This is a genomic window from Oceanobacillus sp. NCCP-135 (assembly GCF_059698015.1).
Window position 1 is genome coordinate 104141 of the sequence record NZ_BAAKSZ010000009.1, and the last position, 22543, is coordinate 126683.

Below are 22543 nucleotides of genomic sequence, written 5' to 3' on the forward strand. Positions count from 1 at the left end.
CAATATAATCTAGGGGAATACTAATGAAAAACAATGTAATTGCGATTGTCGGACCAACTGCTGTTGGTAAAACAAAACTAAGCATTGAGCTTGCTAAAAGGTTTAACGGGGAAATAATCAGTGGGGATTCCATGCAGGTTTATAAAGGTATGGATATTGGTACAGCGAAAATAAGCAAGCGTGAAATGCAAGGAATTCCCCATCACATGATTGATCTTAAAAGTATGGATGAAGAATTTTCTGTCGCTGATTTTCAATTCTATGTTAGGAAATATACTGATGAAATTATTGCACGTCACAAACTGCCAATAATTGTAGGTGGAAGTGGTTTATACATACAGGCCGCATTATATGATTATAATTTTTCAAATCAAAAAAGAGATGGTTCTGTTACAAACCAATTTAAAGAAATAGCAGAGTCCAAAGGAATTACACCGCTATATAATCGACTAAAAGAAATTGATCCTGAACAGGCAGAAAAAATTCATCCAAATAATCACAGACGGGTTATTCGTGCATTAGAAATCTATGAAACAACTGGATTAACCATGTCTCAATATCAAAAAGAGCAAAAGCTTACACCTGTCTACAATAGTTTAATTATCGGATTAGATATGGATAGAGAACTATTATATGATCGAATTAATCAACGAATTGATTCCATGCTAGAAGAAGGTCTTCTTGCAGAAGTGGAACATTTGTATCGTAAAGGATTTGCAAATATGCAATCAATGAAAGCAATTGGATATAAGGAATTTATCCCATATTTAAATGGCGAACAAAGTCTTGAGGATTCAATCGAACGATTAAAACGCAATTCGAGAAGATATGCTAAAAGACAGTATACTTGGTTTCGAAATAAAATGAATATTACATGGTATACAATTACACCCGATTCAATTAATGAAAGATTTAGAATAATTTTAGATGATTTAGCAGGATTCTTGAAAAATATGTAGAAATTATTATATATAGATAGAAAAGAGGAGGAAATGCTATGGCTCAAACTGCGAACATTCAAGATCAATATTTAAATCAACTGAGGAAAAATCATATCTCGGTTACTGTATTTTTGACTAATGGTTTTCAAATAAGGGGTATTGTAAAAGCTTTTGATAATTTTACTGTGTTATTGGAAACTGAAGGCAAGCAGCAGTTAATATTTAAACATGCTATTTCAACTTTTGCACCTGTTAAAAATATTTCACTTGAAAAAGAATAAACAATTAGCGGACGCTCAGGGGAGAGCGTCCGCTTTTAATATTATATAGGCATTTGTCACAACTTTTTTATCCCGGGCGTATAATAAATTGACTGAGGGGTGATGACATGGAAACACAGATGACAAGAAATAGAAATGGGCAAATCAATATTGTTTTACATGATAAAAAGGAAGTACAAATCACTCATGACAAGCAATTACATTTTATTAAAAATAGCCCATTTACACATATCGATCAACAATTCTCATCATTCATTGCTATGAAGGAATTAAAACGCACCATCAAGGAAATCTATGCTACAATTGTTGTTAATGAAAAACGGGAGAAGATTGGACTTACCTGTTCCAAACAAGTCCTTCATATGCTTTTTAAGGGGAATCCAGGAACAGGGAAAACCACGGTCGCCAGAAAACTGGCTAAAATCTACTTCGATATGAATCTACTCTCGAAAGGGCACTTTATTGAAGCGGAGCGAGCGGACCTTGTAGGTGAGTATATCGGGCAAACTGCACAGAAAACACGGTCGATTATTCAAAAGGCAATGGGTGGAATTCTATTTATTGATGAGGCATATTCCCTTGCTCGCGGTGGTGAAAAAGACTTTGGTAAAGAAGCTATTGATACATTAGTAAAGCATATGGAAGATAACCATAATGATTTTGTTCTCATTTTAGCTGGTTATCCGTATGAAATGAATCGTTTTCTAACGTTAAATCCAGGTCTCGAATCCAGATTTCCTTTTATATTGGATTTTAAAGATTACAATGTGGATCATTTAATGAAAATTGCAAAACAAATGGCATCAGAAAGAGAATATCAATTAACGAAAGAAGCAGAATGGAAGTTACATGCTCATTTAGATAAAAAAACGCTTGAAAAAGAGCGTAATTTTTCAAATGCACGATATGTACGAAATGTAATAGAGCAAGCAATTCGAAAGCATGCTGTACGTTTATTAGCCAAAGATCGATTTCAGTCAGAAGATCTTATCTATCTGACAGGAAAGGATATACAGTTCGATAATTAAGGTTATTAAAATAGTGCATTTTGTGGTGTGAATACTTCTTTGATATGATATAGATACTTGAATAATGATATCGTGCTTATAAATGTGTGATAAAGAAAGAGGTTAGTAAACATGCCTGAAGAAAAAATACTAGTTATTGCAGTAAAAAAACAAGGACAAAATGAGGAACGATTTCAATCTTCTTTAAATGAGCTGATATCTTTAAGTGATACTGCGGGTGGAATGGTAATGAAAGTAATGACGCAAAATCGAAGTCGTATCCACCCTGCAACATATATAGGTGAGGGAAAGTTAGAGGAAATAAAAAGAGAGATAGAAGATCTGGAAATTGATTTAGTTATTTCCAATGATGAGTTATCCGCAGGTCAATTACGAAATTTAACCAGTCGGCTTGAAGTTGGATTAGTCGATCGCAGTCAGCTCATCTTAGATATTTTTGCACAACGTGCCCGAACAAAAGAAGGAAAACTGCAGGTTGAACTTGCTCAGTTGGAATATTTGTTACCGAGACTTCATGGACAAGGTGTAGCAATGTCAAGACTAGGAGCAGGGATTGGAACAAGAGGTCCTGGTGAAACAAAATTGGAAACAGATCAACGGCATATTAGAAGAAGAATTTATGATATAAAAAGGAGATTAAAGTTGGTTGTTATGCAACGTAATCAATACCGTAAACGTAGAAAAAATAATGATGTTTTTCAAATTGCAATTGTCGGGTATACAAATGCGGGTAAATCTACATTATTCAATCAGCTGACAAATAGCAATTCATTAGAAGAAAATAAGTTATTTGCAACACTTGACCCTTTAACAAGAAAAGTTCAGCTTCCATCAGGTTTTCAGGCGTTAATTACAGATACGGTAGGGTTTTTGCAAGAATTACCCACCGCTCTCATTGCATCATTTCGATCAACTCTCGAAGAAGTAACAGAAGCAGACTTTTTATTACATGTTGTTGATGGTTCTCATATAGATCAGGAACAGCATCAAGATACGGTTATGCAGCTTCTTGAGGAACTTGATGCCCATAGACTACCGATGCTGACAGTATACAATAAGAACGATTTAATAAAAGATGATTTAATACCAATGCATCACCCGTATATTTTTATTAGTGCAACTGAACAATTAGACATTGACATACTTTTAGAAAAAATGGAAGATGTTTTAAAAGACCAGTGGGATAGGTATATCTTAAATCTAGATCCAGATGAAGGGAAAATGCTTAACCGATTGGGACGTGAGACAATTATTGAAAAGAAATTTTTTGATGAAGATATTAATCAATACATTGTGAAAGGTTTTATGATAAAAGACGATTCATTAAAAAGCTTATTAAAGGGGCAGTAACTGAACATGATTGATCAATTAATTAAACAAGCAGATGATGATTGCAGCATAAAACATAAGGAAATCAATACGATTGTCGAGATAAATCAAAGGCGTGTTCTCGATGCATTTAAAAAAAATCGGATAAGTGACAGCCATTTTAACTCAACAAGCGGGTATGGCTATGATGATCTTGGTCGTGAGGCATTAGAAGCGGTATATGCAGATGTATTTGGTGGAGAAGATGCACTAGTTAGACCACAGTTAGTTTCAGGTACACATGCGATATCAACAGCATTATTTGGGTTACTGCGTCCGGGAGAGGAATTGATCTATATTACCGGAAAACCCTATGATACATTAGAAGAAGTCATTGGAATAAGAGGAAGTAAGACGGGGTCTTTAATGGATTATAATATTACTTATAATGAGGTGACTTTAAAGGAGAATGGAAAAATTGACTATGAAGCTGTAAAAAATACGATATCAAGTCAAACAAAAGTTATCGGTATACAGCGGTCGAAAGGGTATGATGACAGACCTTCGTTTACAATCGATGAAATAGAGCAAATGATTCGATTTGTTAAAGACATCAATCAAGATTTAATTATTTTTGTTGATAACTGCTATGGTGAATTTGTTGAAGAAAAGGAACCATTACATGTTGGAGCAGATATAATCGCAGGCTCCCTTATTAAAAATCCGGGTGGTGGCATCGTGCGATCAGGTGGGTATATTGTCGGACGAAAAGAGCTTATTCTTCTATGTGCCAACAGATTAACTGCTCCAGGTTTGGGTAAAGCTATGGGCGCGACATTAAACACACTTCAGGAAATGTACCAAGGATTCTTTTTAGCTCCGCATATAGTTGGTGAAGCATTAAAAGGAGCAATATTTACAGCAAGACTTTTAGAATTGGCTGGCTTCATAACAACACCACATTACCGAGCAAAAAGGACTGATTTAATTCAATCCGTTACATTTAATAATGCAGAGCAAATGATAGCATTCTGTCAGGCGATCCAACAAAATTCCCCTGTAAATTCGTATGTCACACCATATCCTAGTGAAATGCCCGGATATGAAGATGATGTTATTATGGCTGCAGGAACATTTATTCAAGGTTCAAGTATTGAATTATCTGCAGATGGGCCTATTAGAGAGCCGTATATTGTTTTTGTTCAAGGTGGACTTACATATGCACATGTGAAAATTGCATTAATTGCATCGGTAAAAGCTTTGCAAAATAATGCGTATTTATCTATAAAATAGGGTAGAAGAGAAGGGTAAAAATTTTACTCTTTTCTTTTTTTATTCCATTTATGTTAGGTATACTTACAAAATATTGACAGATTACCTTACATCTTGTATAGTGTTAACTATAAAAAAATAGGGGGTCATGAATTGAAGGATCAGGATCGCCGCTCTATGCCTTTATTTTCTATAGGTATTGTGATAAAGCTTACGGAGCTAACAGCTAGACAAATTAGATATTACGAAGAGAATCAATTAATAGCTCCAGTACGAACATCTGGAAATCAGCGTTTGTTTTCTTTTAATGATGTAGATAGACTCTTGGAAATTAAAGATTTATTGGATAAAGGTCTTAATATAGCAGGGATAAAACTCTTATTAACTGGACAAGAAAAAGACGAGATAATTCAGCCAAAGGGATCTGATTTAACTAAAAAAGAATTAAAACAAATATTGAAAAATGAATTAAATGAAGCAGGAAGGTATGGAAAAGCAAGTTTAAGACAAGGTGAACTATCAAGATTTTTTGTAAAGCATTAAAAAAAGTATAAGAAATGAAGGTTATCCTTTTTGAAATGAATATCTTATATTTCTAATTTATATACTTGAAAAATTTAGGAGGAGAAAGAATGAGTGACAGGTTTACGAAAGAAGCAATTAAGAAACAGATTGAGGAAGAAAATGTTAGGTTTATCCGGCTGCAATTCACTGATATGCTTGGGATTATTAAGAATGTGGAGATTCCACTAAGCCAGTTGGATAAGGCGCTTGATAATAAAATGATGTTTGACGGTTCTTCCATTGAAGGATTTGTTCGTATTGAAGAATCAGATATGTACCTATTTCCTGATTTGAATTCTTTTGTAGTATTTCCCTGGACGTCTGATAAAGGAAAAGTAGCACGGTTTATTTGTGATATTTATAATCCGGATGGAACTCCATTTGAAGGATGTCCACGTTATAATCTCAAAAGAAATTTAAAAAGAATGGAAGAATTGGGTTTCGATGCATTTAATATTGGAACAGAACCAGAATTCTTTTTATTCAAGCTTGATCAAAATGGAGACCCTTCATTAGAACTTAATGACCATGGAGGTTATTTTGACTTAGCACCAACGGATTTAGGGGAAAATTGCCGTAGAGATATTGTTTTGGAGTTGGAAGAAATGGGATTTGAAATTGAAGCATCCCATCATGAGGTAGCACCAGGACAGCATGAAATTGATTTTAAATATTCTGATGCTGTAAAACATGCTGATGATATTCAAACATTTAAATTGGTTGTTAAAACTATTGCAAGAAAGCATAATTTACATGCAACATTTATGCCAAAACCACTGTTTGGCGTAAATGGATCTGGAATGCATGTCAATATGTCTTTGTTCAAAAATGGCAAAAATAAATTTTTTGATACAGAAGGTGAAATTCAATTAAGCGATGTAGCTTTTCAATTTACTGCCGGCATCATGAAGCATGCTACAAACTTTACTGCAGTTACCAATCCAACAGTTAATTCGTATAAAAGATTAGTTCCAGGTTATGAAGCTCCCTCTTACGTTGCATGGTCTGCCTCAAATAGGAGTCCACTAGTTCGTATACCGTATTCACGTGGATTAAGCACACGTATTGAAGTAAGAAGTGTGGATCCATCAGCGAATCCATATTTGGCTATGGCAGTATTACTTGCTGCGGGGCTTGATGGTGTGCAGAATAAATTAACTCCACCAACCTCTGTTGATCGCAACATTTATGTAATGAGTAAAGAGGAACGTGAAGAAAACGGTGTTAAGAATTTGCCTGCAACATTAATGAGTGCGTTGGAAGAACTGCAAAAAGATGAAGTTATCACTTCAGCTCTAGGTGAACATCTACTCGAACATTTTATAGAAGCAAAAGAAATTGAATGGGATATGTTTCGAACAACTGTACATCCATGGGAGAGGGAGCAGTATTTGACGTCTTACTAAGTAGAATCTACAGGGATTTTAATTTGGGAGCCGGACGTGGCTGATTCGGTTGTTTTGTTATCCATAGCCCACAAATTTTATAATTTCTTAGACGAAAGTAAAAAACCGTCCGTATTTTTAACTGGTCGGTTTTTTGTTGTTTAAAAAATTCAAGATCCTTGGGTAATTTAGTTTTCGGAATCGCTATGTCCGGTCTCAGTGCTAAAGCCGTAGCGAAACTATCCGACTTTGAATTACCTGTGAATTTATGGACTTAAAGAACTTTCAAGTATTGTCCTACTGAAGGATGGAATGAAAACAAGACCTAGCGATGGAAAGATTTATATTAATCAGCCTCATAAACGAACAATAGTCACAATCGATCCTAATATACAAAAGGATTATCGATTTGAACCACTAGTAATACAGGGATTAACCATGCCTTCTTGCTTGAGATTTAATGAAGATGGATCAGAAATGTATATTTGTTCAATGACAACAGGAATAGTATGGAAAGTTAATGAGTTAGATTAAAAGCTCAAGTTTAAATTTTTTGCGAAATCGAACCTTTTTAATGCGCTATCCAACCAAAACTTTTTTAGGTTTTGGTTGGGACAGTCTGTTTCTGTTTTTGGGGCTTCTATGTACCAAGCAGCCTTACCTTTTTTAGTATTCCATATAAATGGTGGTGCTGTTGAATTAAGTCTCGCTAACACATTTTATATAGCTCCACAGACAATTGTACTATTATTTGGTGGTGTTTTTACTGATCGCTGGAACCGAAAATATACACTAGTCATATCTGATCTAATTAAATCTTTAAGTGTTTTTCTTATTTTTTTACTTTTATTATTTGATGAATTAAATATGTATCACTCGCACTTTTGTTCTTTGACAGAAGTTCACAGTGTATTGGCTAGAAGTTCACAATTTTTCGGCTGAAGTTCACAGTGTATTGGCTAGAAGTTCACAATTTTTCGACAGAAGTTCACATGTCCCAGCCAAGAATTTCCTCGATTTGTATGAAAAGACGCTTCAACTCTTTAAATAGGGTTAAAGCCTTCATAGTTAGTAGAATATAAGTGCGTTAAAGGTTGCTTTGGTGCTATGTATCTTTTCGCCTGGTTAACTGCGATAGGGCCTTCATTAAACCCGCCAGCAATTAAACCCAACTTGTTAGGATAGTTGGAAATATCTCCAACGGCAAATATCCCTGGAATGGATGTAGCCATCGAATCATCTACGAGAATCGTACCATCTTTCATTTCCATGCCCCATTCGGCAATTGATCCAAGAGAAATTTGGAATCCATGATTGACAATAATATTATCGGTTATGATTTCTTTGCGATTTTCTTTGCCAGTTTGTTTAATAACTACGCTTTTAACCTGACCATTTATTCCTTTTATTTCATTAATTTCGTATGGGTTAAATACATTGATCGTAGAATTCATCATCTTTGTCACATTGCTTTCTATCCCTGTAAACACGGGTTTACGGTAAATTAATGTAACTTTTTCAGCAATGCTTTCCAGCTGATTTGCCCAATCAACCGCACTGTTTCCACCACCGGAAATAAGTACATGCTTTCCTTGATAACCGGAGATCCTTTTAATGGAATAATGAAGACTTTTTTCTTCATAATCGTCTGCACCCGGAAGGTCGAGTTTAACTGATTTTAATATACCAAAGCCAGTTGCTAGTATGATTGTTTTTGTATAATGCTTTGAACCATTGCTGCTTGTTAAACAAAACGTACCATCTTCCAGTCTTTCAGTTTCCGTCACCTGTTCTCCCAGAATAATGGATGGATCAAAAGTCATTGCTTGTTTAATAAGATCCTGAATGAATTTTTCTCCTGAAATGTGGGGGATCCCTCCAATATCGCGGATTATTTTTTCTGGGTAGAAATATTGAACTTTACCACCTAGATAGGGTAGGAATTCTATAATTTTTGTTTTCATTTCTCGCATGCCACTATAAAATGCTGTAAATAATCCAACAGGTCCGCCACCAATAATGGTCACATCGAATAGTTCAGTTTGCTCTTGCATTGGTCATCCCCCAATATGATTATTTTGATTTCATTAATAAATAGATAAAATATGGTGCACTTAAAATGGCTACGACAATACCAACAGGGATTTGGGTTGGTGCTAGTATATTTTTACCAATAGTTTCAGCGACCATTAAAAGTAGCGCACCGATTAGTGCTGATATTGGAATAATTAATTGGTGTACTGGGCCAATTAATTTTCGTGCTATATGTGGAACTACTAATCCCAAGAAAGCAATTGCTCCACCAGCTGCAACAGAGGCTCCTGCAAGCGCTACAGCAATAAGTAATAATCCCGCTCTTTCCCGTTCAACACTTGTTCCCAGTCCAGATGCAATTTCATCCCCAAGGCTAAACACGTTTAATTTATTTGCCATGTACAATGCCATTGGAATAAGGATGAGCATCCATGGTAATAATGCCATCACAAAGATCCAATTTGCATTCCATATATCTCCTGCCAGCCAAACAGTCACTTGCCTGTAATCTTGTGGATCCATCTTTAGCTGCAAAATGGTTAACAAAGCGCTAAATCCGGCATTTACACCAATTCCAACCAAAACAAGTCGAATGGAATTCACTCCTTTTTTCCATGCCAGCATATATATTAGTAATGCTGCAAAGCAAGCGCCAAATAAAGCGGCAAAAGGCATTAAAAAGACAGACAATGAACTCGCAGAAGATAAACTATCCTGGAAAAAGAAGATAAATAAGACTACAGCAAGACCTGCACCAGTATTTATTCCTAAAATTCCGGGATCTGCAAGTTCGTTTTGTGTTATTCCTTGTAAAATAACACCGGAAACAGCTAATCCAGCACCAATTAGTATTGCCAGGATGATCCCTGGTAAACGGAAATCAAATAAAACCAGTTCCTGCCTGTCGGAACCGTTATTTAAAAGTGTATTTAATACCTCACTAGGAGAGATATGAATTACACCCGTGTTTAAACTAATAAAAAACATGAGAATGATCAGTACAATTAATAATCCATTTATCCATAAAAATTTCTTTTGTTTTTTACTTTGAAAAGTATTCACTATTTTCCACCTCCACTACCACGAGCCAAATAAAGGAAGAATGGCACACCAATAAGTGACGTAATTGCCCCAACAGGTGTTTCAAATGGAGCATTAACTAATCTTGCTACAAGATCAGATAAAACGAGTAGTAATGCACCGAATATGGCTGTTGATGGGATAATCCACCGATAGTCTGTCCCCATAATAAATCTGGTAATATGTGGTACAATCAGGCCAATAAACCCAACTGCACCAGCAATTGAAACAGCCGCTCCGGTTAAAAAGAGAACAGAAATAATGCCAAGGATCTTGATTAGAATATTGTTTTGCCCTAATCCGGTTGCAATTTCTTCACCTAAACCTAGTAACGTAATCGACCTTGAAATAACTAGTGCGACAATAAGACCAATGATTCCTGCAATCAACAGGATTTGAACGGATGTCCACGTTGTTCCATCCAGTCCTCCTGCCAACCAAAATCCCATTTCTTTTTCTAATTGAAAATGTAAAGAGATAATGGAAGAAATCGATCGTAACATAGCACCTAATGCAACTCCTGCTAATGCTAATTTAACAGGCGTCAACCCTCCAGCGGAACGAGTACCTATTACAAAAATGATGGAAACTGCAAACCCAGCACCAAGAAACGAAGCAAATATTACGCCCATATTTGACATGGTTGGAATAAAGGCCAACACAATAACTAGTGCGAATGCAGCTCCATCTGTTACCCCCATAATCGATGGGGATGCAAGGGGATTTCGAGTAACCCCTTGCATGATTGCCCCAGACACAGCGAGAGCAGCACCAACTAACGCTGCTGTTAATGCACGAGGTAAACGTAATTCCTGAATCACTTGATGTGATGTGTCGTTTTGATTGAAATGGAAGATAGCCTGCCAGATGGTTTCAAAATCAATATCAGTTGTACCAAAGGTGATGGAAATACCAATTGATATGAATATGGAAAGGAGTGCCGTAATAATTATAATTGTTTTTAATATATTTGAATGATTAATTAATGAACGCATGATTTACACCTGTTTTTCTTATGTATTCTATAAAAATAAAAAAACTCGATTGACTTATTAAATGAAAATGATTATCATTATCGGTAAAATAAAGTATATCATAAAGGAGAGATAGTATTGAAGAACATTTGTAAAAAAAGTGTCTTTTTATTCAGTTTAGTATTTATCATGTTATTTATACTTACAGCTTGCGGAAGTGGAAATGAATCGTCTGAGTCGGAATCTGATGAAAATGAGATACAAGTGAGTGAGGAAAGTGCAGAAGTTACACTTGATTCAGAAATGGGAGAAGTAACGATTCCCGCAGGTGCTGAGCGAGTTCTTGCACCGTTTCATGAAGATGCCCTATTGTCTTTAGGTGTTACCCCTGTTGCCAAATGGGCAATCGGTGAAAGTTTACAAGACTATTTGGAACCAGAGTTGCAAGATATTCCCAAGATAGAATGGACACTTCCTTTAGAGCAAGTACTAAATTTAGAACCAGATCTGATTATACTAGAAAACAATTTAGATAACTATGAAGGAACCTATGAAGATTACAATAAAATTGCTCCTACCTATGTGATGACAGAAGAAGCAACGAGCGATTGGCAAAAGCAAATAGATACGTTTAGTCAACTGCTCAATAAAGAAGACAAAGCTGAACAAGCATTAGCTGCCTACGAAGAGAAGGTTACGGATGTCAGTAAGCAATTGAAAGATGCAATTGGTGATGAAACTGTTGCGGCAATTTGGGTGGTTGGCGGCAAATATTTCTTATTCGAAAAAGATCGCCACAGTGCTGAACTGATCTATTCAAAATTAGGTGTAAATTATTCTTCACTTGTTGAAGAACTCGGAGAAGCTGCTCCTCAATGGGAAGCAATATCTCTTGAAAAACTTTCAGAGCTTGATGCAGATCACGTGTTTTTATTAGCTGCTGAAGGAGAATCAGGTATTGAAACATTAGAAAAAAGTGCTGTATGGCAAAGTATTCCCGCTGTCCAAAATGAAAATATATATATGCTGGAAGATGCCAGTAATTGGACAAACAAAGGGCTAAAAGCATCTGAAAAAACGATGGATGATCTTCAGAATTATTTAGTAAAATAATCTAATTGAAAATGATTATCTTTGACTAATAATCCGGATGAATCTAGATGAAAGTAAAGCGATAGTAGGAATGATTCAGTAGGAAGTAATATTTTCTATGATGTATTGTTGCCTTAATGTAGTCAGGTAATTTTGGTGCAAAGGTTTTAAAGAATCTAACACTTGGTTTGGTGATAAGGTTATTATTGATAATATAGATATGAACCAATTCAGAAATAATGAAAATGCAAGGACTGGAGTTTATCCATGCAATAGATATTGATGAGAGGGGTACAGCCAACATTTCGGAAATTTTGTACGCTAAGCAAAATATAGATGAGCGTATCCATAGAATTATTTGTCAGAGGATAAATATTTACTCTAAATATCAAAGTCCTACTGTAAATCAGAGGTACTTTTGAGAAATTTTTAATTCACTAAACTCAAAATGGCGCGGAAAGTTTCGTTCTCCACCATAATATATATTCCTAATCCTATAAACACAATTGGGATAATCCAGCGGCCGTATTTCTCAAGTGTTTCAGAAACATATCTGAACCTTGCTAGACGATAGCCAATTAAACACCAGACAGCAACCATTATAAAGAAAGTAACAACTGTAATTATCAGTTGGTTGTTATTTAAGGTAGAAAAGAATGGAACATAAATTCCAATATTGTCTCCGCCATTGGCGAATGTGATAAAGGCTACACTTAAATAGAACTTATTAAATTTGTTTAAGCTGGAAAGAATGTTACCTTCATCCTCATCTTCACCCTTTATAAAGAGTTTTACTCCTAGATATATCGGTATTAATCCTAGCAAACCTATCCACTGATCAGGAATGAGTGTTACTCCAAATGTTGCTAAAAGACTGATTAAAACTAAAAGTGCAAAACCAAGATATTGGCCAATGACTATATCTCTTGGATAAATACGGTTTCCTTTCGACTCCATGCTAACTATTCCACTGTTACCCGTTTTAGCTTGTGACCTTGCTTGAGAGAACAGTAACATCAAGACAAAAATATCATCGACATTGGTTACTATAAAAGAACCTAAAGCAGAGAGAATAGTTAAAATTAAATTCATTTATATCAACTCCTTCATCGTTCATAAACAGTCAGAAAAACGATTGGATATATTTCATAATTTGTATTAACCCAGTTCATTAGAAATTCATGAATAGTGATTAATCCATACCATCAGGAATTTTATACAGTAATACATCTATCAATACAAAATGTGCATGAGTCTCCATCCATTAATAAAAATTCAACCTGCACTTATGAAAAAGTGCAGGTTGGCCTGCATTCACATTATTGCTTTTTATTCAACGTATGTATAGCATGTCCCATCACACCTTCTGCTGCTTCCATAAGTGGCTCTGGTAAGGTAGGATGAGCATGAATCGTAAGGCTAAGATCTTCCGCATTTGCCCCAGCCTCAATCGCAAAAACAGCCTCTGCAATCAGAGAGGATACCTCTGGTCCAACCATCTGTACTCCTAACACTCTTTTCGTATTCTTTTCGGCTACAACTTGTACAAAGCCATCTGCATCCGAGACAGATAACGCCCTAGCATTTGCTTGGAATGGAAAACGACTGGATACTGTTTCGTATCCTTTTTCCTTTGCTTCCTTCTCTGTTAAACCTGTATAGGCTACTTCAGGATCGCTGAAGATAACAAAAGGCATCGCTTGAAAATCAATCACACTATTTTGACCACTGATCACTTCGGCTGCTATCTTTGCTTCATAACTAGCTTTATGAGCAAGGAGGTCACCACCAGCACAATCCCCTATTGCATAAACATGTTCAATGTTTGTTTGACATTTGTTATTTATCTTAATAAATCCTTGGTCGTCTAATACTACTCCGATATTTTCCAGACCAATTTTACCTGTGTTTGGTTTTCTCCCAATAGAAACTAAGCAATAATCACCTTGAATAATTTCTTCCTTTCCATCAACTTGAACATGGACGTTAACTTCATCGCCTGTATTTTCTCCACCTTGAACAAGGGCATCCGTTATAACAGTGATTCCAATTTCCTTTAAATGACGTTTTACTGTTTTTGTTAGGATAGGATCTGTCCCGGACAAAATTGTATCCGATCCCTCAAGGATGGTCACTTTTGCCCCAAACTTTGCATAAGCAGTACCTAACTCTAAACCGATATAACCACCACCTACCACAACTAAATGATTGGGTACTTCCTGTAGTTGCAATGCCTCCGTTGAAGAAATGATTCTTTTTTGATCAAATGGCATACTTTTTAACTCGACTGGCAAAGAACCTATTGCAAGAATTAAATCTTTGTAGGAAAAAATCTGTTCCTCGTCCTCTATTTTTATTTTTGCAATATGTGCTTCAGTGAGATAGGCTTCCCCACTGATGACCTCTACACCATTTCCTTTTAACAAGGTGCGAATCCCATCTGTTAGCTTGTTCACGATTCCGTCCTTCCACTTTACTACTTCTGGCATATCAACTTGAACCTCACCCGAAACCTTAAGCCCCATTGTATTGGCATGTTTAATGTGTTTGACTCGTTCAGATGCACTAATAAGAGCTTTTGAAGGGATACACCCTCGATTAAGGCAAACTCCTCCTAACTCCGCCTTATCAACAAGTACCACCTTTTTTCCTAACTGGGCAGCACGTATTGCCGCCACATAACCTCCAGACCCTGCTCCTATCACTAAAAGGTCTACATCTTTTTTCACTTCTCCAGTCATCCTAGATTCCTCCTTTGATAAGTAACTATAATTACTATTTGTACTCAAGAATATAGTTGTGTAATATGTATCTAACCTTTTTCTTATTTTCACCTATTTTTCTTCTCTTATTAGACAATTTATAAAAAATAATCTACATTTTGATTAAAAGGGCTTTCTAAATGGAAAGCCCTTTTTACTCTTACTCTTTCACTCGCATAAGTCGTAAACTGTTCAACGCTACAAGAAGAGTTGCACCCATATCTGAAAGAATCGCAATCCAGAGTGTTAACCAACCTGGAATAACCAATAATAAGGCAATAAATTTAATAGCAATTGCAAAAGTAATGTTAGCTTTTATTATGTTTAGCGCTTTTCGACTTAGTTTTACCGTAAACGGAAGTTTTCTTAAATCATCTCCCATTAGTGCAACGTCCGCCGTTTCTAATGCTGTATCAGTACCAGCTCCACCCATTGCAATTCCAACAGTGGAAGCTGCCAATGCAGGTGCATCATTGACACCATCGCCAATCATAGCTACGTTGTTGTATTCCGATTTCAATTGTTTAATATAATCCAATTTATCCTGAGGCATTAATTCAGCCTGAACTTCTTTTACTCCGACATGACTTCCAATGGCATTCGCAGTACCTTTATTATCACCGGTAAGCATAATTGTATTTTTGATGCCAAGTTGATGTAGTTTTTGAATGACTTCTTTACTTGATTCACGTACTTCATCTGCTACTGCAATAATAGCTAGTATTTCTTTGTCAGTTCCAACAACCATAGCAGTTTTCCCTTGATTTTGAAGAGTTGCAACTTTTTTCTCTAAATTCTTATCAAAACTAGAGTTTGACAGTTCCTTAAATAGTTTTGGACTTCCAATATAATAGGTCGTTCCGTCTACAGTACCCTTAATTCCTTTTCCTGTAATGGAAGAGAAGTCATCTACCACAACATCTGAATAAGAAATATTCGCCTCTTCTGCTCTTTTCATGATTGCTGATGCAAGAGGGTGCTGAGAACGATACTCTAATGCAGTAATGATGGATAGCATTTCATTTTCATCTACCTGTTTGTTCAACACATTGAAATCAGTTACAACAGGGACACCTTTTGTCAAAGTACCTGTTTTATCGAAAGCAATGGCCTTTAAGGCACCCATTTCTTCTAAATAAACGCCACCTTTTATTAGGACACCCTTTTTCGCTGCATTTCCAATTGCTGAAACAATCGAAATCGGGGTGGAAATAACCAACGCACATGGACAACCAACGACTAAAACAGCTAAACCTTGATAAACCCATGTTTCCCAACTAGCCCCAAAGAATAATGGTGGAACTACAGCAACTAACGCAGCTATGATCATGATGATCGGAGTATAATATTTCGCAAATTTTTCTACAAAGGCTTGAGATGGTGCTCGTTCTCCCTGTGCTTCCTCTACAAGATGAATAATTTTTGAAATGGTTGTATCTTCTACTAATTTAGTTATTTCTACTTCAAGTAATCCTTCTTCATTTAGAGTACCTGCAAATACTTCATCATCAACCGCTTTTTCAACAGGGACTGACTCACCTGTAATGGCAGCTTGATTAACAGCAGAGTACCCACTTACAACCATCCCGTCCATGGCAATCTTTTGACCAGGTTTGACAATCATAATATCTCCAACTGCAATATCATCTACATGAATCATCATTTCTTGACCTTTTCGTCTAACAAGTGCCTCTTTAGGTGCAATATCCATTAATGATCGAATTGATTGTCTCGCTTTATCCATAGAAAATCGTTCTAGAGCTTCACTAATTGCAAAGAGTATGACAACAACAGAAACTTCTGCCCATTCTCCTATAATCGCACCACCTATAACTGCAACAGTCATAAGTGTTTTCATGTCAAATTCAAAGCGTAACAAGTTTTGGAAACCAACTTTAAAAAGCGATAATCCTCCTATTAACATCGATGCTACAAATAATAATGTAGTAACAATGTTCTCATCCCCATTAACAAAGACTGAAAGATATCCGAAAACAATCAATAAGGTCGAATAGAGTAAAGTACTGTGCTTTTTATAGAATGGCACTTTTTCTTCTTTTTCATCCTCTTTTTCCTGGTTAATCTCTTGTGTAGCTTGCCGTACAGGTTTTTCAGAGGCCACTTTAAGATTCTCAAAAGCACCTGCTTTTTCTAATTCTTCAATCGTTGCTTCTCCGTATACGGAAATTTTAGATGCTCCAAAATTTACTTTTGCATCCTCCACACTCGGAATTTTTTTAACATTTCTTTCAAACTTTCCTGCACAGTTTGCGCATGAAAACCCTTCAACACGATATATATTTTTGTCTTTTTTAACCTCTTGCGGAGCCTGCCGCCTAGGTTTTTCTGGAGCCACTTTAAGGTTCTCAAAGGCACCTGCTTTTTCTAATTCTTCAACCGTTGCTTCTCCGTAAACGGAAATTTTGGATGCTCCAAAATTTACTTTTGCATCCTCTACTCCCGGAATTTTTTTAACATTTCTTTCAAACTTTCCTGCACAGTTTGCGCATGAAAATCCATCAACACGATAGACATATTTCTCCTCTAATGGCTTCGTTGCTTCACTCATATTTAATAACCTCCTTCTTAATTAACCAATGTATCTTTTATCAATCAATGCATGTGGAATTCCTATATTCTTGGCCACCTCTCATTATGATATTCATTTGAATATTACGTTATGTTCTGTTGCTATTATATATCCACACATATAGATAGTCAAATAATTATTTGATTGTATTTTATTTCTTTTTTTGCTAAGACTAAACTCAACTTTTCTGTTTAATTTCCTCAACTGATTATTCAAGGCTATTCCTTTAATATTTTCATTCCAACCCAACAACTCCTATGATCCAAGAAGCTATATAGAAAACGGCTACACCAAGCAAAACGTAAAGACCAGTTTTTCGATTTTCAGATTGATTAACAACTGGAAGTAAGTCCGTTGCTGCAACATATAGAAAAACACCTGCTGAAAAGGACAAAGCAATTCTTGCAAAAGAATCGCCAAGTACTTCAGCTGCAAATTCTGTGTCACTGAGTAGCCATACTAAAGCCCCTCCAAATATAGTAGCCAAAGCCAGTACTGCAGAGGCAATAAACGCCTTTTTCCTGTCATTAAATACTACAAGAACAATCGAAGAAATGGTTAAGCCATCTGGTATTTTATGAAGTAATACAGCAACAAACACAAGGAAACCTAATTCACTGCTTACTTCGAATCCCGCAACAATGGAGACCCCATCAAAGAAACTATGAATGGTCATTCCGATAAAGGCACCTAAACCGCCCGTTTTTTTACTGAGTTTATCCTCATGTGTTTCATAGCCGAAATGAAAATGAGTTGTGAGGATTCTTTGAAAGGCAAATAATACTAAAAATCCTATTAATATATAGATTCCATTTTCAGGTGAATTTTCTAATCCTTCTGGCATTAGATCAAGAATACCTATGGATAAAAGAAAACCTGCACTAAAAGCCATTAAATATGTAAGAGCTTTGGGGGACCATTCTTTTCTCACGACAATAAGTCCTCCAACAAGATTAGCTATACTTGTGAGTAACACAAGAGATACTACAGTCCATGAGAACATTACAAACTCTCCTTACTTTAATTCATTCCATTTCACAAATAATTTGGACCATCAGGGTACAATTCAGAGAAAAAACAAGATTTAAGCCCCAGTGGATACCAGGGCTTAAATCTCCTGAGATGATTTTTTATCTACTGGTCTTTTCTTAGGTAATTTTTATGGTTTATTTTTGAGCAACTGCATTCCATCATGTAAAACGGAGGACTGAGTTGTTTGTAACATTTTAACTAATTTTTCCCAACACTCATCACATTTACTTCTTTTCCTTCAACTGTAGTGCTTCTTGCATAAGGTGATGCACATGATTACTTACTAGCCTATAAAAAACCATCTTCCCTTTTTTACGGTACTCGGCAAGCCCCATATTACGTAACATACGTAGGTGGTGTGAAGCAGTAGCATTCGTAGAACCAATAATCGTTGCTACATCACAGACACACATTTCATCTTCTTGCGTAAGTGCATAAACAATTTTCAACCGTGTATCATCCGCAAAAACTTTAAACAATTGTGATAAGCCATCCGTTTGACCGACTTCCTGCTGACGGCGCTCAACCTTTTCTGGGTCAAATATAAATGTCTCACAAGCATCTTTTCCCCTTGATTTTATACCATCTAAATCATGTTCTTTTTTATTTATGGAAGTAATACTCAAAACAACCCCTCCTCTGTAATTAGTGTATACAATAACATTCAAATTATTATTTGTATATATATTAGTATAAATAATATAACGTTTTATTGCAACAATAAAATATACATTTGTTCGTTATATCATGGTATACTTTAAAATAATGAATATTGGAGGAGGAGAATCAGGATCTACTATATCATTGCAGTCATCGTTTTAATCATTGATCAACTATGGAAATCTGCGATTGTCAAATGGATGGAAATAGGTCAAACCATTCCTTTATGGGAAGGAGTATTCCATATTACTTCTCTTCGAAATAAAGGAGCAGCATTCGGAATCTTGCAAGGTCAACGCTGGTTCTTTATTATTGTAACGTTAATTGTTGTACTGGGTATCATTTATTATTTACAAACAGAAGGAAGGAATAACCGACGAATCTCTTTTGCCTTATCACTGTTGCTAGGTGGAGCAATAGGGAACTTTTTTGACCGCTTGATTAGAGGAGAAGTAGTAGATAGCCTTGATTTTCGGCTTATTGATTATCCTATCTTTAATCTCGCTGATGTTTTCATAGTTTCTGGTGTTGCTTTAATGATATTGGATATGTGGTTGGAAACTCGTAAGGGGCAACAAAAACAGGAAAATGAAAAAGTATAGTTTAAAACGAGGATTTTTAGTGGAATTAGGAACACAAACAACCAAATATAAATGTACAAAAAATCGGTTCATTCATAATATAGAGAACCGATTCTTTAATAGCTATTCAAAAAAGAAATACAAACCGACAAGAAATAATCCAACGCCAATTGCTTTACTCAAGAGTTTCTGCCACCGTACCATCCATCTGGTATTCTTCAATACCCTAGCCAACCATCCAATGATCAAAAAGGGCATGCCATGTCCGATCCCATATACTAGTAACAAAAGGGTACTTTTAACTAATGACCCAGTAATTGATGCGAAGGCGATCATTGCAATAATCATAGGTGTTGTACATGGTGATGGTGTAAGGCCAAACAAGGTACCTAACGAGTAAGCCTTCATTATAGGATTACGAGGTTTTTGTTGTTTTTTTTCAGGTTTGGAATAAAAGGTAACAACTCTAAAAGGAAGTAACCCTAGAAAGTGATGAAGCCTTAAACCGAGAACATAAAATCCAATTAATAAAAATAAGAAACCTAGAAAATTATGAAATAAATCTTCATATTGTTCCGTCCATTCTAATACTTGCTCACCAAAAAAAATACTAACCACACCAAGAATCGTGAACGTAAGTGTAAAAGAAATCATAAAAGTCAAAGTGATGGGTAAAATGCTTTTGTTTTTAGATTCTCCTTTAAAAGCAAAGATACTGGAAGCCATCCCTAGCATACAGGGATTAAAGCTTGTCAATAATCCGACCGAAAAACTAACTATTAATGCAATAGAGAAATGTATATTTGCCAATTGGTCTATAATATGTGTCGCCCACTCCATTTTTATCACCCCTTGTACAAGACTATTTAAGGATGATAAATATTAGTCATATTTTTTAATAGAATTGGTGTTAACACTAAATAAAACTTAAAATTCCCTTTTATCAATATCAAACAATAAACGTCACAACGTAAAACAACAGAGGTTCCAGCAGCATTTAAATAAAAAACCGACTTTCAAAAAGTTGAGAATCGATTGTGATTAAATATCTGGAAAATCTCTTTTTAATTGTTTCCATAAAGGAATTGAACATTCAGGTAAGGTCTTGGATTCGAGTGACAGTCAATTCCAAAAAAACCTCCGTACAATTTGGCATACGGAGGGAGGGGAGACTTACCAGTTACGTATCTCTCCATCATCAAGGCATCCGGATTAAAAATGCAGCATAATTTATTTGGTTTGATTTGCTGCATGAATTGAAAAAGCAGCCTAAGAGGGTGTTTTATCTCTGTCTCATTTTACTATGTCAGTCTAGTTAGGCTGGTTTTTCATAGAATTTCATAGGTTGAACTCTTAGTAATCCTAGTAGGAATTAATCATATCCTTCTCTTAACATCTTTAATCACTACTTTACTATGAGGAATACTTGGAATTCTCACCATGCTGTAACTTAAATCCTGGTTAGGAACTTCATATTCCATTCGGTTAGCCAAATAATCAAGACTTACTTTCATGACTTCAATGGTGGCCCACTCTCCGGCACAGCGATGCCCCATAAAGTAATCACCACCACCCTGCGGAATAAAGCTAAAAGGACTGCCTTCCCAATTGGCAAACCGATCAGGACTGAACAAATCAGGATTTCCCCAAATTTCAGGGTCATGATTTGTGCCATATATATCCAGTAAAGCTAATGTGCCTTCTTCAAATTTATAGCCTTTCCAGGTGAAATCTTTTTTTACTAATGCTACGACAAAAGGAAAAAACGGATAAAAACGGCGAACTTCCTGTACAAACATCTGAGAATATTTTTCGTCATGGGATTCAAGTTTCTCCCTTTCTTCTGGAAAATGATGCAATGCCAGCGCAGTGAAATTGATGAATATAGCGATTGCCACAATAGGTCTCAAGATATTGATCACTTCCACAACAGCAGTCTCGATATCCAAAAGATTCCCTTCTAAATCGCGATGCCAGGAGAATCTATGGAGAGCTGTATCTTCTGGAGGATTTATTTCCCCGTTACGCACCTTATCGACCAGATCACCAATCCACTTTTCTACTTTATTCCGTGCATTTCTACCTAGCCAATGATTTGGACCAACTGCAGCCGGAGACTCGAACATCGCGGCCAAGTGTTTTGTCATTTCTTTAACATCGTTTTCTTCCAACGGGACGCCTGCCCACTGGCAGGCTGTTCTGCACAGGACTTCTTTAACTTCTTCGTAAAGAATAACTTGATCCACCTGTTCCCATTTATTTAGTGCTATCTCCCACTGTTTTTTTGTAATGTCTGTTAGGCTTTGAAGTCCCTCAGGAGACATGATAGACATAAACATTTCCTTCCGATGTTTGTGATCTTGTCCATCTAACGCCTGAACACCATTCTTCCCGAACAATGTTTGAACCGCACGGTTCGGTGCTGCAGCTTCCTTTCCTACCATGCAGATCGCTTTCTTGCCAAGTAATCGGGTCTCAAAAACATTAGAATTAAAACTTTGGCGTCTGTTCAAAATGTACATATATCCTTCTCTCATAAGGCTCAAGCTATGAACTATTCCTTCTTCCCGAGGCATTTGATTTTTATCTGACATAGCATTCATCTCCATTTTAATTAATGATGATTTTATTATTTGTAACTTTTTCCTATTTACTCTCAAAAGAAACTTTGATTTGTCCCATCCGTGTTCAACTTGACATTTTATAAACTTCTTAACGAGAAGAATTGCAAATTGCTCTTAGTCAGGACTCAATCAACAATCTTCTATTCAATAATAGAACCTATTGTAAATTGGTGAAGACAAGACCCCTAAACGGACGTTTATGGGACTAAAAGTAATTTTGTTGGAAAACAACCTTTTTCTATTAATTCACAGAACCAAAACTCATTCCTGTAAAGCATCACTTTATTCCATCCAAAACAGACCTATTCTAATCAAATTCCTCCAGATGATTACTG

The 22543-nt window shown here is 36.0% G+C and carries 20 protein-coding genes; 10 read left to right on the plus strand and 10 right to left on the minus strand.

The features are described 5' to 3' along the window. Positions 1-23: 23 nt before the first annotated feature. The 8 genes from miaA (at position 24) to AC6HVZ_RS08860 (ending at position 7721) form a co-directional block, all read left to right on the plus strand. A complete protein-coding gene (gene miaA, locus AC6HVZ_RS08825) occupies positions 24-959 on the plus strand; it encodes a tRNA (adenosine(37)-N6)-dimethylallyltransferase MiaA (protein ID WP_497557781.1) in 936 nt (311 codons plus the stop codon). A 38-nt stretch (positions 960-997) separates the two neighbouring features. Beyond that, positions 998-1222: an RNA chaperone Hfq gene (hfq, locus tag AC6HVZ_RS08830; protein ID WP_497557782.1), complete on the plus strand. Its 225-nt coding sequence runs from the start codon at positions 998-1000 to the stop codon at positions 1220-1222. A 107-nt stretch (positions 1223-1329) separates the two neighbouring features. Beyond that, entirely contained in the window at positions 1330-2250 is a 921-nt protein-coding gene (spoVK, locus tag AC6HVZ_RS08835; RefSeq protein WP_497557783.1) for a stage V sporulation protein K, read from the plus strand. A 111-nt stretch (positions 2251-2361) separates the two neighbouring features. After that, entirely contained in the window at positions 2362-3600 is a 1239-nt protein-coding gene (gene hflX / locus AC6HVZ_RS08840; RefSeq protein ID WP_497557784.1) for a GTPase HflX, read from the plus strand. A 6-nt stretch (positions 3601-3606) separates the two neighbouring features. Then, positions 3607-4851 (plus strand): methionine gamma-lyase family protein, encoded by a 1245-nt coding sequence (locus AC6HVZ_RS08845; RefSeq protein WP_497557785.1) that lies wholly within the window; start codon positions 3607-3609, stop codon positions 4849-4851. Between the two features lie 132 nt (positions 4852-4983). Then, complete coding sequence (locus AC6HVZ_RS08850) at positions 4984-5373, plus strand: MerR family transcriptional regulator (RefSeq protein ID WP_497557786.1); 390 nt, start codon at positions 4984-4986, stop codon at positions 5371-5373. Positions 5374-5462: 89 nt separating this feature from the next. Then, complete coding sequence (gene glnA / locus AC6HVZ_RS08855; RefSeq protein ID WP_497557787.1) at positions 5463-6800, plus strand: type I glutamate--ammonia ligase; 1338 nt, start codon at positions 5463-5465, stop codon at positions 6798-6800. A 621-nt stretch (positions 6801-7421) separates the two neighbouring features. Further along, positions 7422-7721, plus strand: coding sequence for a hypothetical protein (locus tag AC6HVZ_RS08860; RefSeq protein ID WP_497557788.1), 300 nt, complete (start codon positions 7422-7424; stop codon positions 7719-7721). A 101-nt stretch (positions 7722-7822) separates the two neighbouring features. Here AC6HVZ_RS08860 and AC6HVZ_RS08865 read toward each other — a convergent pair whose 3' ends face one another. From AC6HVZ_RS08865 to AC6HVZ_RS08875, 3 genes are all read right to left on the minus strand, one after another. Next, entirely contained in the window at positions 7823-8833 is a 1011-nt protein-coding gene (locus tag AC6HVZ_RS08865; protein ID WP_497557789.1) for an NAD(P)/FAD-dependent oxidoreductase, read from the minus strand. A 19-nt stretch (positions 8834-8852) separates the two neighbouring features. Further along, positions 8853-9800 (minus strand): FecCD family ABC transporter permease, encoded by a 948-nt coding sequence (locus AC6HVZ_RS08870; protein WP_497557799.1) that lies wholly within the window; start codon positions 9798-9800, stop codon positions 8853-8855. A 74-nt stretch (positions 9801-9874) separates the two neighbouring features. Beyond that, entirely contained in the window at positions 9875-10888 is a 1014-nt protein-coding gene (locus AC6HVZ_RS08875; protein ID WP_497557790.1) for a FecCD family ABC transporter permease, read from the minus strand. 117 nt (positions 10889-11005) lie between these two features. Between AC6HVZ_RS08875 and AC6HVZ_RS08880 the strand changes: the two genes are divergently transcribed. Then, positions 11006-11980 (plus strand): iron-hydroxamate ABC transporter substrate-binding protein, encoded by a 975-nt coding sequence (locus AC6HVZ_RS08880; RefSeq protein ID WP_497557791.1) that lies wholly within the window; start codon positions 11006-11008, stop codon positions 11978-11980. A gap of 408 nt (positions 11981-12388) precedes the next feature. On the opposite strand, the gene AC6HVZ_RS08885 is transcribed toward AC6HVZ_RS08880, so the two are convergent. The 5 genes from AC6HVZ_RS08885 to AC6HVZ_RS08905 form a co-directional block, all read right to left on the minus strand. Beyond that, entirely contained in the window at positions 12389-13051 is a 663-nt protein-coding gene (locus AC6HVZ_RS08885; protein ID WP_188944392.1) for a CadD family cadmium resistance transporter, read from the minus strand. 227 nt (positions 13052-13278) lie between these two features. Beyond that, positions 13279-14700 carry a dihydrolipoyl dehydrogenase gene (gene lpdA / locus AC6HVZ_RS08890; RefSeq protein ID WP_188944394.1) on the minus strand — a complete coding sequence of 474 codons (1422 nt, stop codon included), beginning with the start codon at positions 14698-14700 and terminating at the stop codon, positions 13279-13281. Between the two features lie 181 nt (positions 14701-14881). Then, positions 14882-17290 carry a heavy metal translocating P-type ATPase gene (locus AC6HVZ_RS08895; RefSeq protein ID WP_188944396.1) on the minus strand — a complete coding sequence of 803 codons (2409 nt, stop codon included), beginning with the start codon at positions 17288-17290 and terminating at the stop codon, positions 14882-14884. 256 nt (positions 17291-17546) lie between these two features. Beyond that, entirely contained in the window at positions 17547-18314 is a 768-nt protein-coding gene (locus AC6HVZ_RS08900; protein ID WP_002454666.1) for a ZIP family metal transporter, read from the minus strand. 253 nt (positions 18315-18567) lie between these two features. Then, entirely contained in the window at positions 18568-18969 is a 402-nt protein-coding gene (locus tag AC6HVZ_RS08905; protein WP_002454665.1) for an ArsR/SmtB family transcription factor, read from the minus strand. Positions 18970-19128: 159 nt separating this feature from the next. Here AC6HVZ_RS08905 and lspA point away from each other — a divergent pair, with 159 nt between their 5' ends. Next, on the plus strand, positions 19129-19605 hold the full coding sequence (gene lspA, locus AC6HVZ_RS08910) for a signal peptidase II (protein WP_162129658.1): 477 nt from the start codon (positions 19129-19131) through the stop codon (positions 19603-19605). Positions 19606-19707: 102 nt separating this feature from the next. Here the strand turns inward: lspA and AC6HVZ_RS08915 are convergent, their stop codons facing one another. Both AC6HVZ_RS08915 and cypC read right to left on the minus strand, forming a co-directional pair. Then, positions 19708-20424: a cytochrome c biogenesis CcdA family protein gene (locus AC6HVZ_RS08915; protein WP_497557792.1), complete on the minus strand. Its 717-nt coding sequence runs from the start codon at positions 20422-20424 to the stop codon at positions 19708-19710. 536 nt (positions 20425-20960) lie between these two features. Then, entirely contained in the window at positions 20961-22178 is a 1218-nt protein-coding gene (gene cypC / locus AC6HVZ_RS08920) for a CYP152 family fatty-acid peroxygenase CypC (protein ID WP_497557793.1), read from the minus strand. Positions 22179-22543: the final 365 nt, after the last annotated feature.

What these genes read in the sequence shown, in the direction of transcription:
- miaA (WP_497557781.1), top strand. Translation starts at nt 24, where the DNA reads ATGAAAAACAATGTAATTGCGATTGTCGGACCAACTGCTGTTGGTAAA.
- hfq (WP_497557782.1), top strand. Translation starts at nt 998, where the DNA reads ATGGCTCAAACTGCGAACATTCAAGATCAATATTTAAATCAACTGAGG.
- spoVK (WP_497557783.1), top strand. Translation starts at nt 1,330, where the DNA reads ATGGAAACACAGATGACAAGAAATAGAAATGGGCAAATCAATATTGTT.
- hflX (WP_497557784.1), top strand. Translation starts at nt 2,362, where the DNA reads ATGCCTGAAGAAAAAATACTAGTTATTGCAGTAAAAAAACAAGGACAA.
- AC6HVZ_RS08845 (WP_497557785.1), top strand. Translation starts at nt 3,607, where the DNA reads ATGATTGATCAATTAATTAAACAAGCAGATGATGATTGCAGCATAAAA.
- glnA (WP_497557787.1), top strand. Translation starts at nt 5,463, where the DNA reads ATGAGTGACAGGTTTACGAAAGAAGCAATTAAGAAACAGATTGAGGAA.
- AC6HVZ_RS08860 (WP_497557788.1), top strand. Translation starts at nt 7,422, where the DNA reads ATGTACCAAGCAGCCTTACCTTTTTTAGTATTCCATATAAATGGTGGT.
- AC6HVZ_RS08865 (WP_497557789.1), bottom strand. Translation starts at nt 8,833, where the DNA reads ATGCAAGAGCAAACTGAACTATTCGATGTGACCATTATTGGTGGCGGA.
- AC6HVZ_RS08870 (WP_497557799.1), bottom strand. Translation starts at nt 9,800, where the DNA reads ATGTTTTTTATTAGTTTAAACACGGGTGTAATTCATATCTCTCCTAGT.
- AC6HVZ_RS08875 (WP_497557790.1), bottom strand. Translation starts at nt 10,888, where the DNA reads ATGCGTTCATTAATTAATCATTCAAATATATTAAAAACAATTATAATT.
- AC6HVZ_RS08885 (WP_188944392.1), bottom strand. Translation starts at nt 13,051, where the DNA reads ATGAATTTAATTTTAACTATTCTCTCTGCTTTAGGTTCTTTTATAGTA.
- lpdA (WP_188944394.1), bottom strand. Translation starts at nt 14,700, where the DNA reads ATGACTGGAGAAGTGAAAAAAGATGTAGACCTTTTAGTGATAGGAGCA.
- AC6HVZ_RS08895 (WP_188944396.1), bottom strand. Translation starts at nt 17,290, where the DNA reads ATGAGTGAAGCAACGAAGCCATTAGAGGAGAAATATGTCTATCGTGTT.
- AC6HVZ_RS08900 (WP_002454666.1), bottom strand. Translation starts at nt 18,314, where the DNA reads ATGTTCTCATGGACTGTAGTATCTCTTGTGTTACTCACAAGTATAGCT.
- AC6HVZ_RS08915 (WP_497557792.1), bottom strand. Translation starts at nt 20,424, where the DNA reads ATGGAGTGGGCGACACATATTATAGACCAATTGGCAAATATACATTTC.
- cypC (WP_497557793.1), bottom strand. Translation starts at nt 22,178, where the DNA reads ATGTCAGATAAAAATCAAATGCCTCGGGAAGAAGGAATAGTTCATAGC.